The following is a 13,878-nucleotide window of genomic DNA, read 5'->3' on the forward strand; positions in this document are numbered from 1 at the left end:
ATGACTTCTGCATCCGCACGCGGCCTAGCAACCATTACCCATGACGGCACCGTCTTGGACGTATGGTTCCCGGCCGTATACACCGATAAGAACGTAGAGACCACCGAAACCAAGCGCTTGGAGGAGGTCCCCCAGCAGTTCTCCGCGCTGGCAGGCCCGGACGAGGAACGTGGAGTGGCCCGCGTTGCCGTTGAGACCTCCATCAAGGATCTGGATGACGCCCCCGTCGATACCTACGATGCTTACCTGCGCCTGCACCTCCTGTCCCACCGCGCAGTCAAGCCACACGGGTTGAATATGGACGGTATCTTCGGCCACCTCAATAATGTGGTCTGGACCAACTACGGCCCCTGCGCCGTGTCCGATTTCCAGATGGTGCGCGGCCGCCTGGCCTCCCGCGGTCCGGTCGTTGTTTACTCCGTGGACAAATTCCCCCGCATGGTGGACTACGTTGTGCCGTCCGGCGTCCGCATTGGTGACGCAGACCGCGTGCGCTTGGGCGCCCACCTGGCTGAGGGCACCACCGTCATGCACGAGGGCTTCGTCAACTTCAACGCCGGCACCTTGGGCGCCTCCATGGTGGAGGGCCGCATCTCCGCGGGCGTCGTCGTGGGCGATGGCTCCGATATCGGCGGCGGCGCGTCCATCATGGGCACCCTATCCGGCGGCGGCAAAGAGGTCATCTCCATCGGCGAGCGCTGCCTCCTCGGCGCCAACTCCGGCATTGGCATTTCGCTTGGCGACGACGCCGTGGTCGAAGCCGGCCTCTACGTCACCGCCGGCACCAAGGTAACCGTCTTTGGCAAGGTCGCGGAAGCACTGGGCGTTGATAATGGCGAGAACGTCAAGGGTTCCCAGCTCTCCGGCGCCTCCGGCATGCTGCTGCGCCGCAACTCCGTCTCCGGTGCGGTTGAGGCCGTGGAGTGGAAGTCCGAGGCCGTCGCGCTTAACGACGAGCTGCACAAGAATTAATACCCCCGATTCCTATAGCTCAATCGGGCAAAATAAGATGGAGGGGTGACTGATAACTCCTCCACCCTCGGTTCTGGTCTGAAGGTCCGCCACCTGACGATGATGGGGCTAGGCTCCACCATCGGTGCCGGACTTTTCTTGGGCACCGGCGTCGGCATCTCCGCCGCCGGCCCCGCCGTGCTCCTCGCCTACGTCATCGCTGGCTTTCTGGCCATTTTGGTGATGCAGATGCTGGGCGAGATGGGCACCGTTATCCCCGCCTCCGGCTCCTTTTCCGAATACGCCGAACACGGCATCGGCCGCTGGGCGGGCTTTACCCAGGGCTGGATTTATTGGCTAGCCACCGTCGCCGTCCTTGGCGCCGAAATCACCGGCGCGGCCGGCTTCATTGGCTCCTGGTTCAACGTCTCGCCGTGGATCCCCGCCGCCGTTTGCGTGGTCCTCTTCGGCATCATCAACCTGCTGCGCGTGCGCAGCTTCGGCGAATTCGAGTACTGGTTCGCCCTCATCAAGGTCATCGTAATCGTGGCCTTTCTCATTATCGGCGCGCTGCTCATCCTAGGCCTCCTGCCCGGCCATTCCTTCATCGGAACCTCCGTCTTCCTAGAGGACGGTTTCATGCCCAATGGCCTCGGCGGCGTCGCGGCCGGCCTGCTCGCAGTAGCCTTCGCCTTCGGCGGCATCGAGGTGGTCGCCATCGCCTCCGCCGAATCCGAAGACCCAGAAAAGTCCCTGGTCAATGCCGTGCGCTCGACCATCTTGCGCATTTCCGTGTTCTACTTGGGCTCCGTCCTCGTCATCACGTTCCTCCTGCCCTATTCCATCCTGGGCGGTGCCTCCACGGCCGCGGAATCGCCCTTCACCATGGTTCTCGAACGTGCTGGCATCCCGGGCGCGGCCGGCATCATGGAAGTCGTCATCGTCCTCGCGCTACTTTCCGCCTTCAACTCGCAGATCTACGCCTCCTCCCGCATGATGCACTCCCTAGCCTCCCGCGGTGAGGCCCCGCGCGTCTTCACCACCACCAATAAGGACGGCGTTCCCACCACCGCCATCGGCCTGTCCGTCCTTCTCTCGGCCATCATGGTCGTGCTCAACTACGCCGATACCGGTTGGCTTCTTACCTTCATGCTCAACGCCGCCGGCGCCTCCCTGCTCATCGTCTGGGTCTTCATCGCCGTCAGCCAGCTGCGCCTGCGCCGCCAGCTCGAGGCCCTCCATCCCCTCCCCATCCGCATGTGGGCCTTCCCCTACCTCACTTGGTTCGCCCTCGCCCTCTTTGCGGCCATCGCTGTGCTCATGCTTACCGACGCCACCGCCCGTACCCAACTCCTCTCCGCCGCGGCCATGTTCGCGGTGCTCGCCATCGCCGGCGTCATCAATTCCAAGGTTCGCGGCATCAACCCGACCTCGACGCTGCCTCTCACCTAGCCCCCTTATCCCAGGGGCTCACCTCGCCCCTTCCCGCCACCCTCGGCCACGCCCCGCCCTTGCACACCCCCGCCTTTGGCCACTCCCCGCCCTTCGCGCTCACCGGCACAAGGCGGGGTCTCTCTTTTTCATCACCTGCTTGATTTCTAGTGGTCGTGGAAACACCTGACATGGGTTAGGTGATTGTGTGGAGTCGAAATGGGTTCCGGATTCTGCTGTTGTGGCGCGGTTTGCGTCGTTGGTTCGGGCTGGTAGTTCAATACGGGCGGCTGCTGGGGTGGTTGGTTTAGCGCGGTCGGTGGCTTATCGGCTTGCTGGCGAGTTGGACTTGCCGCGCAAGCGCCGCAGGACTACTAGCTCGGATGACAGTGAGGAAATAGCTCGCCTGTGGCTGGAAGGTGTGGCACCGATGGATATTGCGCGCCAGCTTTCTATAGGCTCTTCTCCGGTGTACCGCATCGGTATTGAGCTTGGTTTGTGGAAGCGCAATCCACATGGCCGCAAAGCTGCGGCCACAACTGGCCGGTGTAGTTATCTGCAACTGCGTGCGAATGCTTTAGGGCGCAAAGATGCCGCTTTAGCCTGTGGCATTCATCCGCGTAATGCTGCTGATATAGACAAAGGTGTCATTAAGCTTTCCACCGGGCGTGTGCCTTTTGTCCCGGCTGGCCCAGATGTGGCGCTGTATAAGAGCGTGATGCTCCTATGTTGTGTCAAGCTGATTTGAGAAGTTCTTCATAAGCCAACCTCAACTCCGGCAAAGGGCGCTTGCCGGTTTCGATATCACTGATTCTCGCCGGGGCACACCCGAGTTTTTCAGCAACCTGGGCTTGCGATAACTGCCTCTCGATCCGTCGAGCTTTGAGTTCATCAACCTCTACCTGGCCCGTTGGAAGAACGGCCTGACCCAAGCACAACACCCGGTAGACCTCCCTGACAATGGCGCGTTTCAGACACCGTAAGATCTCCTTTTTCGACAATCCTTCCTTGGTGCGTTTGGCTACGTAGTCCCTGGTGCGTTGGTCATGATGCATCCGCACCAACGCGATCCGATGCAACGCAGAATTCGCCCGACGATCACCACCCCGGTTGAGACGGTGCCGATGAGTCCGTCCAGAACTAGCCGGAATCGGTGCGGCCCCGCACAGATGAGCTAATGCTGCCTCGGAGTGAATCCGGCCTGGATTATCCCCCACACTGACAATCAGATCAGCAGCCACCACGGAACCACACCCAAATATCGAGGTCACATGCGGATTGATCATCTCAACCAGGATACTGATGTGTTTTTCCAGCTGCGTACCCTGTTTCTGTAAATCACGATAGGTGGTGGCTAATGTCTTCAACGCGAGGAGCACCCCATTTCTGGGGTCGGCCAGGTCAGCTGATGGTCGGCACCGGGACAAGGCCTCCACCATGACCAATGTGGACATCGCACTATAGCGGCGTCGAATCTCATCGGGTGCTGTGACCAGCAACGATTTGATCGTTGTCATCAGTTTCGCTGCTGTCATCACGAGCTGACGGCGGGTGATCTGCAACCCACGGAGGGATTCCACTGGCCCGGAAGTGTCTTTCGGGATGCTTAAGGCTTCCCCGGTGAGCACCTGGCGGGCGGCAGCGACAGCATCAACGGGGTCTGATTTGCCGTCCCGGCGTCGAACGGCGCGGGTAGGGCGTAAGACTTCTACGACTGAGTATTTCTGGGTGCGAAGGTGGCGTGTCAGGCCTGCTCCATAGGAGCTGGTTCCTTCCACACCGACGGTGGTGACACCGTAGGTTGCCATGAACTCTGAAATCGCCACGTAGCCAGGGTTGGTGGCGGGGAAGGTGTCGGTGGCGATGTGCCGGCCGGTGTCCGAAATAACGGCAACAGTGTGGGTATCGGTGTGGGTGTCGATTCCGGCAACGGGGCCGGTGGGGCAGTCGAAAGTGGTAGACATTGGGGATCAGGTCCTGTCTGTGAGCAAACGTGCGGGTGACCCGCGATCCGGGGTTTCCGGGCAGACAAGACGCTGATGGGACGACTACACTAGACACCTGCCGGGGTGGTCACGGTGGAGACGTCACGCTCCTATAAGGTCATGGGCGGATTCACCAGATTGCGGTACAGGGTCGGAACTAACATGGAAGACAGATCACGCTGAAGGCACATGAGGAGATCATGGCCAGTCAAGAAGTGGGTCATTCCACGTGGTTCCGATCCTGTATTCCCATTATCAGCGTCAAGTTGTTTGTGTGTGGGGTTAGGTTTATAGGTATTTGTCGAAGCGGTCGGGGTAGGCCACGGCCATTTGGTTGATGGCTTGTTTCCAGCCGGAAACTCGGGCTCCTTCCATGAGTCTGCCGGCTGTCGCTGAGACTCGTTTGCCCTGCTTCGCTCTCTTTGCAGCTCGTTTGTCTTCGATATTGCAGATCATCAGCCACAGCGTCTTGAGCGCTGATTCATCGTTGGTGAACTGTACCCTGTTGCGGGTAGCTTTACGCAGTTCATTGTTGAATGATTCAATCGAGTTCGTCGTATAGATTACTTTTCTGGCCGCTGGTGGGAACTGCAGAAACGGTACGAAACGCGCCCAAGCATCTCGCCAGACCTTGACTGAGCGTGGATACTTTTCTCCCAATTCAGAGGCTTCAAATTCGTCTAAGGCAGCCTTAGCTGTGGTTTCATCCGTGGCGGTGTAAATCTTTTTCAACGCGGCTGATACGCCCCGGCGATCCCCGTAGGCTACCCACCGGTTAGCGGCACGAATCAGGTGCACGATACAGGTTTGCACCATAGAGTTCGGCCACGTTGCCTCAACTGCTTCAGGCAGACCTTTAAGCCCGTCACAGCAGACGATAAAGACGTCCTTGACCCCACGATTGGAAAGATTGGCACATACCTGCGCCCAAAATGAAGCGCCTTCTTCTTTGGCAATCCACAATCCCAAAATGTGCTTGATACCGTCGAGATCCACGCCGATAGCCATGTACGCGGACTTATTGACCACTCGGCCGCCATCGCGGACTTTAATGCGCAGCGCATCCAGGAAAATGACCGGGTAGAACTCGTCTAGCTGGCGGTTTTGCCAGACCATGACCTCATCGAGGACGGCATCGGTAACCGCGGAAATCGTCTCATGGGAAATATCAACACGCATCGCCGTTGCCATATGGTGCTGGATGTCCCTAATTGTCATCCCACCGGCGTACAAGCTGACTATCATGTCATCGACATCAGTCAAGCGCCTAGAACCTTTAGGAACCATAGTCGGCAAGAATGTTCCAGCCCGATCGCGTGGGACATCAACGGTGACTGGCCCGTAGTTAGAATCCACGGTCTTTGGATATGACCCGTTGCGGTGATTGTCTGTTCCAGCAGCAGCTTTAGCGCTCCTGTCGCCAGACTCGTAGCCCAGGTGGGCATCCATTTCAGCGTTGAGTCCCCTGGTAATCGAGGCTTGCAACATGCCGCGAACCAGGTCATTGGCATCCGTTGTGGATGTGCCTAGGTCATCAATCAGCTTCGCGATTTCAGGGTTAGCAAGCAGCTTCTTTTCAATCGCATCAATCTTGGCCTTATCAGCCGGATCTCGTCGTGCCACAGTAGTCATTCTGGTCCATCTCCTCATGCGGGTTAGGTACCCACACACAAACCATCAGACACTCTCCTGTATAACAGGCTTATGCAGGTAATCGAGTACGTTGATGGTCGCCAAGCAGTTCCAGTCCAGGTTATTCCACAACAGCGTATCGATAGGCGTATCTCTTCGCGCTACTTATCGATAGAAGAACGCGAGCTCATCTTTGACCTTGACCGGCAAGGCAAAGGTGTACGCGAGATAGCTCGGCGTCTTCAGCGCTCTGCTGGCACTATCAGCAAGGAACTTAAACGCAACCGGGATGAATTTGGGGTGTATCTTCCCACGCATGCGCACCGTAAATCGGTGTTGCGTAGGTTTAGACCGAAAAAGCGCAAGATTGATGCCAATCCACGTTTGCGCACCGTGGTCTGGGCGATGGTGAAAGATAGGTACTCGCCGGAGCAGATTTCTGGGAGGTTGCGCAGCTGCTACCCCGGTGATGAGACTATGTACGTGTGTCCTGAAACTATTTATCAGTCTTTGTATTTCCAGGCTAAAGGTGAGTTGAAAAAGGAAGTCGCTGCTGCACTGCGTCGCGGTCACGCCCAACGTCGACCTCGTGGCACGCGCAGTGCCCGCAGGCGGTTTGTTGACCCTATGGTGATGATTTCCGACCGGCCAGCAGAAGTAGACGACCGAGCAGTACCAGGTCATTGGGAAGGCGACCTCATTTTAGGCGCGGGTAATAAGTCTGCAATTGGCACGCTAGTAGAGCGAACCACGCGCTATGTCATCTTGCTGCATTTACCTAATGGGCATAGTGCTACCGAAGTAAATGAAGCACTTACTAAAGCGATTGCTACCTTGCCAGATCATCTCAAAGGATCACTTACCTGGGATCAGGGAAGTGAAATGGCCTGCCATAAGGCCTTTTCTGTAGCTACAAAGTGTCCCGTGTTCTTCTGCGATCCTGGTTCGCCGTGGCAGCGAGGCACCAATGAAAACACCAATGGACTACTAAGGCAGTACTTCCCTAAAGGAACAGACCTAAGCGTCCATAGTGCAGCGGACCTAGAATTCGTCGCCATGCAACTCAACCGCCGCCCCCGCAAAACCCTGGGCTTTCAAACACCAGCCGAGAAAATGGCCGCACTGATAAACTCAACCGAAACATAAGAAGTGTTTCCACGACCACTAGAATCCGCCCTGGTGAGCGCCAAGGGCGAGCTCTGCCCACGGCCCCCGCCGCGCTCACGGGGAGCACAAATCGGGGCCATCCGGGGCCGCCGGTGAGCGCGAAGGGCAGTTATCCACAGCCATCCGAACCACGCAGCGGAAGATTGCCTCCGAACCCCGGGTTATCCACAGGATGCCGCGACGCGCGTAGCTTCAGCCCAACACGACCGCTTAGGTTAAGCCCCATGGGGGAATGGACTACCGCGGAACTACGCGGGCAAGGTTTGAGCAAAGATGCGATTCGTCGCAAGGTACGCGAGGGGAAGCTCTTTCGCGTGCATCGGGGGATTTACACCGATGAATGGACGCCCTGGGCGGTGGCGCGGGCACTGGCCCATGGGCTCAGCCGCATCCACTTCACGGGAAAGACGGCGCAGGAGATTTACCTCGGCCGGCAGCTGACATTTCCTCTGGAAGCGGAGGGACCGCGCACTTTGAAGGGAAAGAACTTTCGCGTTTCACATTCGCGACTTCAAGCCACGCACAAAGTCAACGGCCTTCCGGTGGTGCAACCGTTGTGGGCCGCACGTAGGATTTCGCGTGCGTGCAGGCCTCTTTTGGAAGAACACTATCGGGGAAAGCACGGACCCGGCCGTCTAGAAATGGACAGTCGGCGAATGCGGCGTGTCCCGAGGTCTCTAAAGGAGACGATCCGGCACGCTGCGATTGGAGCGGATAGCCCACCGGAGTGCACTTTAAGCAGAAAGCTGCGCGCTGTAGGAATTTTCCCAGAACACAATGCTCTCATTGCTGGGTACCGCTTTGATCTCAGGATTGGAAGGCTCCTGGTGGAAGTCGATGGCTGGGAATACCACAAACACAGCGTGGCCTTTCAAGCTGACCGCTCCAAACAAAACGCGGCCGTCGCCCACGGGTATACGGTCTTACGCTTTACTGCCGACGACATCAACTACCACCTCAGCGAAGCCATCCTGCTTATCAAAGCCACTCTTGACGTGCTAAAAGGGCGCAACCCTGAGCTTCCGTACTCAGCAACTCAGCCCTACTGGACATGGCACCTATGCGTACAACCCTTGCCGCATTGACAATTATTCTTTACACTTGGACATGCAAGTATGACATACAGTAAAGGAGTCCGGATGGCCGACCACCCCAACATGGTCCGCAAGTGGCGCCGCTGGCTCGAATTATCACAAGCCGAACTCGCTGAAAAAGCCGGCGTCTCCCGCCAGACCATTGCCAATATCGAACGGGGCAATTACTCCCCTTCCGTGCACCTCGCGCTGGACATTTGCCACGAACTTGGAAAAACCGTCGAAGAAATCTTTGGAGCTGAACAACATGATTAACGCCATTGCTAACTACTCCCTCAATGAAATCGAGCGCACGACGCGCGATGAATTCGAACGCGATACCTGCCTCAAAGCCTGCGCAATCGGAATGACCCCGATCCCATTCCTCGAACTCGTCGTCGCCGCAATCCTCGCCTGGGTCCTCCCCGGCCAAATGAGTATGCTGTGCTTCCTCGCGCTCGCTCCATCCATCATCGGCAACACGATCGGCACCGCGTGGATGCGCCAACGCGTCGCCACCCCACCGGTAGGCCGAAATTGGACCGCAATGGCCGTCTATTTCATCCCGCTCATCGCCATGTTCGCCGGCATTGCCTATAACGCCTACGCGCCCGCCGAAGGCCACAACCCCGTCGCTTACCTCATCGGCACCGCCGTCGGTGCCATCACCGTACTCATCCTCACCCCATTCATTCGTCGCCGTCAGCACCGCCGCGACCAGGCTCGCCTCGACGCCGAGCTCGACGACTAACCTCTCGGCCCTCACCCCGCCCTTCGCGCTCACCGCAGAGGGCGGGATTACTCGTTTTGTCCTCCCGGTGAGCGTCAAGGGCTAAGTCTTTCCCTTCGCGCTCACCGAGAACCAGAATTCTGCCCCACCGCTTCTTCCAGTGAGCGGGAAGGGCGCTTTGCTTGCCGACGCCTCCCTTGCCGCTCACCGACTGCCAAAAATATCCCCGCCGCCTCACGCGGGTGAGCGCGAAGGGCGGCGGGGCTCGGGCCACGGAGCGCCGCGACCGCGTAGGCAGCAGCGCTAGGCGGGCTCTGCGTGGTCGACAACCTGCGGGGGCTTAGGCTTGGAGCGGAAGGTCCACAACTTGTTAATAACGAAGTTGATAGGCATCGCCACGATGATAGAAATCGCATTTGCCCAGTAATACATAGTGCGCAGGCCGCTGGAATCATCCAGAATATCGGCCGGCAGATGCAGCGGAGAGGTGGGATTCATTAAAAAGTGCTGGATAGCAATGGAAACGAGGAATGCCCCGAGTCCGGTAAGTAGGAACGGGAAGAAGCCGCGCAGCCAGGAAACCTTAGTTACGGATTTGAAAGTCCACATGCGGTTGAGTTGGTAGTTCCACGTATTCGCGACCAAGAAAGCGATAGTGGAATACAGCATGAACCAGCGCAGGTGAAATTGGGTTCCGAAGAGGTTGACCAGCGGGTCATTGGGCATCGCTTCGAAGAACGCCCAGCCGCATTTTTTGGCGATGACTGAGGCAACCAAGTTCACTAGGGTTCCCGAACCGCCAACGATGCCGAATTTGAGAAACTGCCCAAAATTGGACACAAAGCGCGCGACGCTGAGGTCTGCCATGGGCCGCCTTTCTAGCCAGTGATTAAATAACTACTCGATTGTAGTTCTTAAGGCCTGGGAACTGAAAAATTGACTCTCGGAATGTGATAGAGGATCGGCGGAATCAAGCGGTGGATGCGCCACGCTTGAATAGTTCGTTAAGTATTTCACGTGGGGTTGCGCCGCCGAGGATTTGTCGGGGTGTTTCGTTGAGCTCATTTTGCACCCACGCGACATGTTCGGGTGTGACGGTGGCAAAGTCGGTGCCCTTTTTGTAGAACCTGCGCCTGATCTCGCCGTTGGTGTTCTCGTTGGTTGGTCTCTGCCACGGTGAGTGCGGTTCACAGAAAAACACCTGGCAGCCGTCTTTAATCTGGACTTGTGCTGTGACAGCCATTTCTGCGCCTTGGTCCCATGTGATGGTCTTTAGCTGCTCGGTGTTGAGGTCTTTGACCATGTCCTGCAGGGTTGCGACCACGGTGTGTGAACTGTGCTCATCGGGAAGGTGTCCAAGCAGGGTGTAACGGCTGGTGCGCTCTACTAGGGTAATCAGCGCGCTTTTGCCACCTTTACCAATAACAAGGTCGCCCTCCCAGTGCCCGGGAATAGCCCTGTCATCAGCTTCCGGGCTGCGGTGGGTGATCTCAGCACCTTTGATCCAAGGGCGACCGGTTAACACGCCAGCGTTTCGGGCACGACGCTTGCGTGTTGAGCCGCCGCGGATAAGTACGTCTTTAGTCTTCATGACTTCTTCAAGCTCGGCTCGCAGGCTGCCTTTGCCTTGAATGTATAAGGCACTGTAGATCGCTTCGTGGGAAATACGCATGCTTTCATCATCGCTGAAAGCATGCTCAAGCCATGCACTAATGCGCCCAGGTGACCACCTGCGGGCAAGGCAATCGACTACTACACCCCGAAGCGTTGGGCTTTCATCGAGCTTGCGTAGTTTTGGCCGCACCATCCGACCAGCAGTAGAAACAGCAGCGTTGTGGGCGTTTTTCCGCAGCTGCTCTGTGCCGTCCTCATCGACGATCTTCCAACCATTACGGGTGATTTCACGAGCGACGACACTGTGGTGCCTATTTATTTTCTGCGCGATGGCTCGTGCCGAATCACCGACACGACATCCCGCTTCAATAGCAACACGGTCTTCAACAGTAAGCCTGCGACCACGCCCTACTAAGGCGTGTTTGTCGAATACGCCGCTAGGAAATCCATCAACGGCTTGAGTTTTCATCGGTGCTGGCATAACAGAATCTTTACCCAGCTTCTTGCCTGTATCTGGCAAAGACACCACCGCCTCATCAGGCGTTCGACGATGTCGCTGCCGGCGTAACTTCGCATACCGCTGCTTCCTTATCCACCCATACACGGTAGAAGGATGCACACCGATAGCATCAGCCACTGTCTGACAGCTCTCACCAGCAAGCACTCGCTCCACGGCCTGGGCACGTTTATCAGGTGACAAGTGGGCGCGTCTAGGCCGCACTTCGATTACACCAGCTTTCTTTAACCTGCTGTGAAGCAAGCCAGTCGATATTCCAACAGTCTGTGCTGCTTGACTGATCGACATACCTGCACGCACCAACCCAACAGCCTCACGGACAAACGGATCACGCAAACGACTCGCACGCCTGCCTGGAGGTTCGACACCTCTTACCCTCAACCAACCGTAAACCGATTCGGGGCCTACACCCACATCACGCGCGACCAGGCTAACTGCCTCGCCTGCCACCACGCGCTCAACAGCAGCATCCTTAACATCCTTCGGAGTCCAACGCGTCACAACTACCTCCCGGTCGAAGTGGCGCATTCACCCCTTGACAGCACGATCTATAAAAGTTATAGCCTCGTGGAGCAGGGCGAGCGGGGTTCGGAAGTCATAGAGGTCAAGCTCACGCGGGGTGGGATAGGTATCATCGCCGAGCAGCGGGTGGCCGAGGTAATTGAGCAGCACTCGCAGTTGGTGGGTATGGCCGGTCCGCGGCCACATGGTCACCTCCCGGCCGGCGGCGCGCACAAACGTGGAGGTGGGCGTGCCGTCAGGGACGACGAGCACTTGGCGCGAGCCGCGGGGCTTGCGCATACGCAGGGCAATTTCCCGGTCCACATAAAGCGGCCGCTTGACGACGCCCCGATACCTCTTCACCGCACTCCCCTCCAGGAAGATGCGCTGGTAGGCGGCGCGGGTTTCGGGATTGCGGGAGCAGATGACGAGGCCAGCGGTCAGGCGATCCAGGCGGTGCAGAGGTACGATGCCGTCTTCGCCAAAATCTACGCGCAGGCGGGTTTGCAGCGTTTCGCGCTGGAGGCGGCCGTTGGTGGTCGTGGGCAGGAAGTGTGGCTTATCGGCCACGATGAGGTCGCGGTCGGCGTGGACCACGGAGTAGTCGAAAGGAATCGGGCGCTCCGGCGGCACCGCAGGGTGGTACCAGGCGGGCACGGGATGCGGGAGTGCGGCGCCGGGCGACAGCGCGGTGCCGGGCGAAAAGGGAGAGTCGCCGGCACGGGCGGCGAAGTACTCCCCCTCCTCGGGCACGCGGCCGCGCAGGACCGTTTTGCGCGGCGAAATGCCCGCGCGGGCGGGAGGCCTACCGGAATTAGGCACCGGCGAGGCGGTCCACGGCGGCATCGATGCGCTCATCGGTGCCATTGAGGCCAATGCGCACGTGCTTCTCGCCGGCTGGGCCGTAAAAGTCACCCGGGGCCGCGAGGATGCCCCGCTCGGCAAGCCAGTCGATGGTCTCGCGGCAATTCTCGCCCCGGGTGGCCCACAGGTACATGCCGGCATCGGAGTGGTCGATGGTAAAGCCGGCGTCGACAAGCGCGTGCATGAGCACCGCACGGCGGGAAGCGTAGCGGTTGCGCTGGAGTGCCTCGGTGTCGTCGTCGTTTAGCGCGGCGACCATGGCGGCCTGGATGGGACCTGGAACGATGAGGCCGGCGTGCTTGCGCAGCTGGAGCAGCTCAGCAATGAGGTCATTATCACCCGCGAAGAAGCCGGCGCGGTAAGAGGCCATATTCGCGGTCTTGGACAGCGAATGCATGGCGATAAGCCCGGTGTTATCGCCATCGGTCACGCGCGGATCCAGGATGGATACCGGCGGGTTATCGTCATTCCAGCCCAAGCTCATATAGCACTCATCGGAGGCGATGATGGCGCCGGTCTCCCGCGCCCACGCCACGATGCGGCGCAGCTCCTCCACGCCGAGCACGCGGCCGGTGGGATTGGACGGCGAATTCAAAAAGACCAGGGAGGCATCCTGGAAATCGGAATCCGCGCGCAGCGGCGTGGCGCCGGCGAGCAGGGAGCCCACCTCGTAGGTGGGATAGGCCACCGAGGGGAAAGCGACGGTCTCGCCGCGCATGCCCAAAAGCGTAGGCAGCCAGGCGATGGCCTCCTTGGTGCCGACCACCGGGAGCACACGGTCAACCTGCATGTTATAGCGGCGAGTGAGCGCGGCGGCGATGGCTTCGCGCAGCTCCGGGGTGCCGGCGGTCTGCGGGTAACCAGGGTCCTGCGCGGCTGCGGTCAACGCAAGCTGCACGCCTGGGGATACAGGGTCAACGGGGTTGCCCACCGAGAGGTCAACGATTCCACCCGGGTGGGCCTGGGCCTTCTTCTTGGCGCCGGCCAGCGAATCCCAGGGGAAGTCTGGAAGCGTCTTTCCTAGCGGTGTGCGTGCCATGTCTTACTCCTGATTCTGTGGCGGAAGCGCGGCAATCATCGGGACGTCAAAGTCCTGTGGCCCAAGGGCCGCCGCGCCGCCCGGGGAGCCCAGGTCATCGAAGAAGGCGGCGTTGGCGTCGTTGTAGTCCAGCCACTCATCGGGAACGTCATCCTCGTAGAAGATGGCCTCAACCGGGCAAGCCGGCTCGCAGGCACCGCAGTCCACGCACTCATCCGGGTGGATGTAGAGCATGCGCTTGCCCTCGTAGATGCAGTCAACAGGGCATTCCTCAACGCAGCCGCGGTCCATTACGTCAACGCAAGGCTGTGCGATCGTATAAGTCATGGAGATTCCTTGAAGCTTCCTGATTTCTCGGATTTGGGGTGATTAAT

At 58.8% G+C, this 13,878-nt stretch carries 13 protein-coding genes and 2 pseudogenes; 7 read left to right on the forward strand and 8 right to left on the reverse strand.

The genetic code is table 11. From position 1 onward, the window contains the following. The 3 genes from dapD to LG376_RS11070 all read left to right on the forward strand — a co-directional run bounded on the left by dapD (nucleotide 1) and on the right by LG376_RS11070 (nucleotide 3,130). Nucleotides 1-972 (forward strand): 2,3,4,5-tetrahydropyridine-2,6-dicarboxylate N-succinyltransferase, encoded by a 972-nt coding sequence (gene dapD / locus LG376_RS11060; RefSeq protein ID WP_225747153.1) that lies wholly within the window; start codon nucleotides 1-3, stop codon nucleotides 970-972. Between the two features lie 99 nt (nucleotides 973-1,071). Next, complete coding sequence (locus LG376_RS11065) at nucleotides 1,072-2,403, forward strand: amino acid permease (protein WP_225747394.1); 1,332 nt, start codon at nucleotides 1,072-1,074, stop codon at nucleotides 2,401-2,403. A 298-nt stretch (nucleotides 2,404-2,701) separates the two neighbouring features. Then, nucleotides 2,702-3,130, forward strand: coding sequence for a hypothetical protein (locus LG376_RS11070; RefSeq protein ID WP_225747154.1), 429 nt, complete (start codon nucleotides 2,702-2,704; stop codon nucleotides 3,128-3,130). On the opposite strand, the gene LG376_RS11075 is transcribed toward LG376_RS11070, so the two are convergent. Further along, complete coding sequence (locus LG376_RS11075; protein WP_005324630.1) at nucleotides 3,117-4,346, reverse strand: IS110 family transposase; 1,230 nt, start codon at nucleotides 4,344-4,346, stop codon at nucleotides 3,117-3,119. The two genes, LG376_RS11070 and LG376_RS11075, sit on opposite strands and share 14 nt — an antisense overlap. Before the next feature lie 309 nt (nucleotides 4,347-4,655). Then, nucleotides 4,656-5,999 carry an IS256 family transposase gene (locus tag LG376_RS11080; RefSeq protein ID WP_005326230.1) on the reverse strand — a complete coding sequence of 448 codons (1,344 nt, stop codon included), beginning with the start codon at nucleotides 5,997-5,999 and terminating at the stop codon, nucleotides 4,656-4,658. A gap of 72 nt (nucleotides 6,000-6,071) precedes the next feature. On the opposite strand from LG376_RS11080, the gene LG376_RS11085 reads away from it, so the two are divergent. From LG376_RS11085 to LG376_RS11100, 4 genes are all read left to right on the forward strand, one after another. After that, nucleotides 6,072-7,145, forward strand: coding sequence for an IS30 family transposase (locus LG376_RS11085; protein WP_225747155.1), 1,074 nt, complete (start codon nucleotides 6,072-6,074; stop codon nucleotides 7,143-7,145). Between the two features lie 245 nt (nucleotides 7,146-7,390). Then, on the forward strand, nucleotides 7,391-8,251 hold the full coding sequence (locus tag LG376_RS11090) for a type IV toxin-antitoxin system AbiEi family antitoxin domain-containing protein (protein ID WP_225747156.1): 861 nt from the start codon (nucleotides 7,391-7,393) through the stop codon (nucleotides 8,249-8,251). Between the two features lie 54 nt (nucleotides 8,252-8,305). Next, the gene (locus LG376_RS11095) at nucleotides 8,306-8,515 is read left to right on the forward strand and encodes a helix-turn-helix transcriptional regulator (RefSeq protein WP_225747157.1); all 210 of its coding nucleotides are present in this window, start codon (nucleotides 8,306-8,308) and stop codon (nucleotides 8,513-8,515) included. Continuing rightward, nucleotides 8,508-8,990, forward strand: a complete 483-nt coding sequence (locus LG376_RS11100) for a transcriptional regulator (protein WP_225747158.1) — start codon at nucleotides 8,508-8,510, stop codon at nucleotides 8,988-8,990. Before LG376_RS11095 ends, LG376_RS11100 begins: the two co-directional genes overlap by 8 nt. A gap of 282 nt (nucleotides 8,991-9,272) precedes the next feature. Here LG376_RS11100 and LG376_RS11105 read toward each other — a convergent pair whose 3' ends face one another. The 6 genes and pseudogenes from LG376_RS11105 to fdxA all read right to left on the reverse strand — a co-directional run bounded on the left by LG376_RS11105 (nucleotide 9,273) and on the right by fdxA (nucleotide 13,831). Further along, the gene (locus LG376_RS11105; protein ID WP_198492831.1) at nucleotides 9,273-9,836 is read right to left on the reverse strand and encodes a GtrA family protein; all 564 of its coding nucleotides are present in this window, start codon (nucleotides 9,834-9,836) and stop codon (nucleotides 9,273-9,275) included. Nucleotides 9,837-9,939: 103 nt separating this feature from the next. Beyond that, nucleotides 9,940-11,159: pseudogene (locus tag LG376_RS11110) on the reverse strand (IS30-like element IS1513 family transposase). Nucleotides 11,160-11,178: 19 nt separating this feature from the next. After that, a pseudogene (locus LG376_RS12700) lies at nucleotides 11,179-11,628 on the reverse strand (helix-turn-helix domain-containing protein); the annotation flags it as partial. Then, complete coding sequence (locus LG376_RS11120) at nucleotides 11,629-12,459, reverse strand: pseudouridine synthase (RefSeq protein ID WP_225747159.1); 831 nt, start codon at nucleotides 12,457-12,459, stop codon at nucleotides 11,629-11,631. It lies immediately after the preceding pseudogene. After that, nucleotides 12,416-13,504 carry a succinyldiaminopimelate transaminase gene (dapC, locus tag LG376_RS11125; protein WP_225747160.1) on the reverse strand — a complete coding sequence of 363 codons (1,089 nt, stop codon included), beginning with the start codon at nucleotides 13,502-13,504 and terminating at the stop codon, nucleotides 12,416-12,418. Before dapC ends, LG376_RS11120 begins: the two co-directional genes overlap by 44 nt. A 3-nt stretch (nucleotides 13,505-13,507) precedes the next feature. Then, complete coding sequence (gene fdxA / locus LG376_RS11130; protein ID WP_005327491.1) at nucleotides 13,508-13,831, reverse strand: ferredoxin; 324 nt, start codon at nucleotides 13,829-13,831, stop codon at nucleotides 13,508-13,510. Nucleotides 13,832-13,878 lie beyond the last annotated feature (47 nt).

The sequence above is a fragment of the Corynebacterium sp. Marseille-P4611 genome, from assembly GCF_916618765.1.
GTDB classification, from domain to species: Bacteria; Actinomycetota; Actinomycetes; order Mycobacteriales; family Mycobacteriaceae; genus Corynebacterium; species Corynebacterium marquesiae.

Coding starts and splice junctions, on each gene's coding strand:
- dapD (WP_225747153.1), top strand. CDS start 1: ATGACTTCTGCATCCGCACGCGGCCTAGCAACCATTACCCATGACGGC.
- LG376_RS11065 (WP_225747394.1), top strand. CDS start 1,072: ATGATGGGGCTAGGCTCCACCATCGGTGCCGGACTTTTCTTGGGCACC.
- LG376_RS11075 (WP_005324630.1), bottom strand. CDS start 4,346: ATGTCTACCACTTTCGACTGCCCCACCGGCCCCGTTGCCGGAATCGAC.
- LG376_RS11080 (WP_005326230.1), bottom strand. CDS start 5,999: ATGACTACTGTGGCACGACGAGATCCGGCTGATAAGGCCAAGATTGAT.
- LG376_RS11085 (WP_225747155.1), top strand. CDS start 6,072: ATGCAGGTAATCGAGTACGTTGATGGTCGCCAAGCAGTTCCAGTCCAG.
- LG376_RS11090 (WP_225747156.1), top strand. CDS start 7,391: ATGGGGGAATGGACTACCGCGGAACTACGCGGGCAAGGTTTGAGCAAA.
- LG376_RS11095 (WP_225747157.1), top strand. CDS start 8,306: ATGGCCGACCACCCCAACATGGTCCGCAAGTGGCGCCGCTGGCTCGAA.
- LG376_RS11100 (WP_225747158.1), top strand. CDS start 8,508: ATGATTAACGCCATTGCTAACTACTCCCTCAATGAAATCGAGCGCACG.
- LG376_RS11105 (WP_198492831.1), bottom strand. CDS start 9,836: ATGGCAGACCTCAGCGTCGCGCGCTTTGTGTCCAATTTTGGGCAGTTT.
- LG376_RS11120 (WP_225747159.1), bottom strand. CDS start 12,459: ATGAGCGCATCGATGCCGCCGTGGACCGCCTCGCCGGTGCCTAATTCC.
- dapC (WP_225747160.1), bottom strand. CDS start 13,504: ATGGCACGCACACCGCTAGGAAAGACGCTTCCAGACTTCCCCTGGGAT.
- fdxA (WP_005327491.1), bottom strand. CDS start 13,831: ATGACTTATACGATCGCACAGCCTTGCGTTGACGTAATGGACCGCGGC.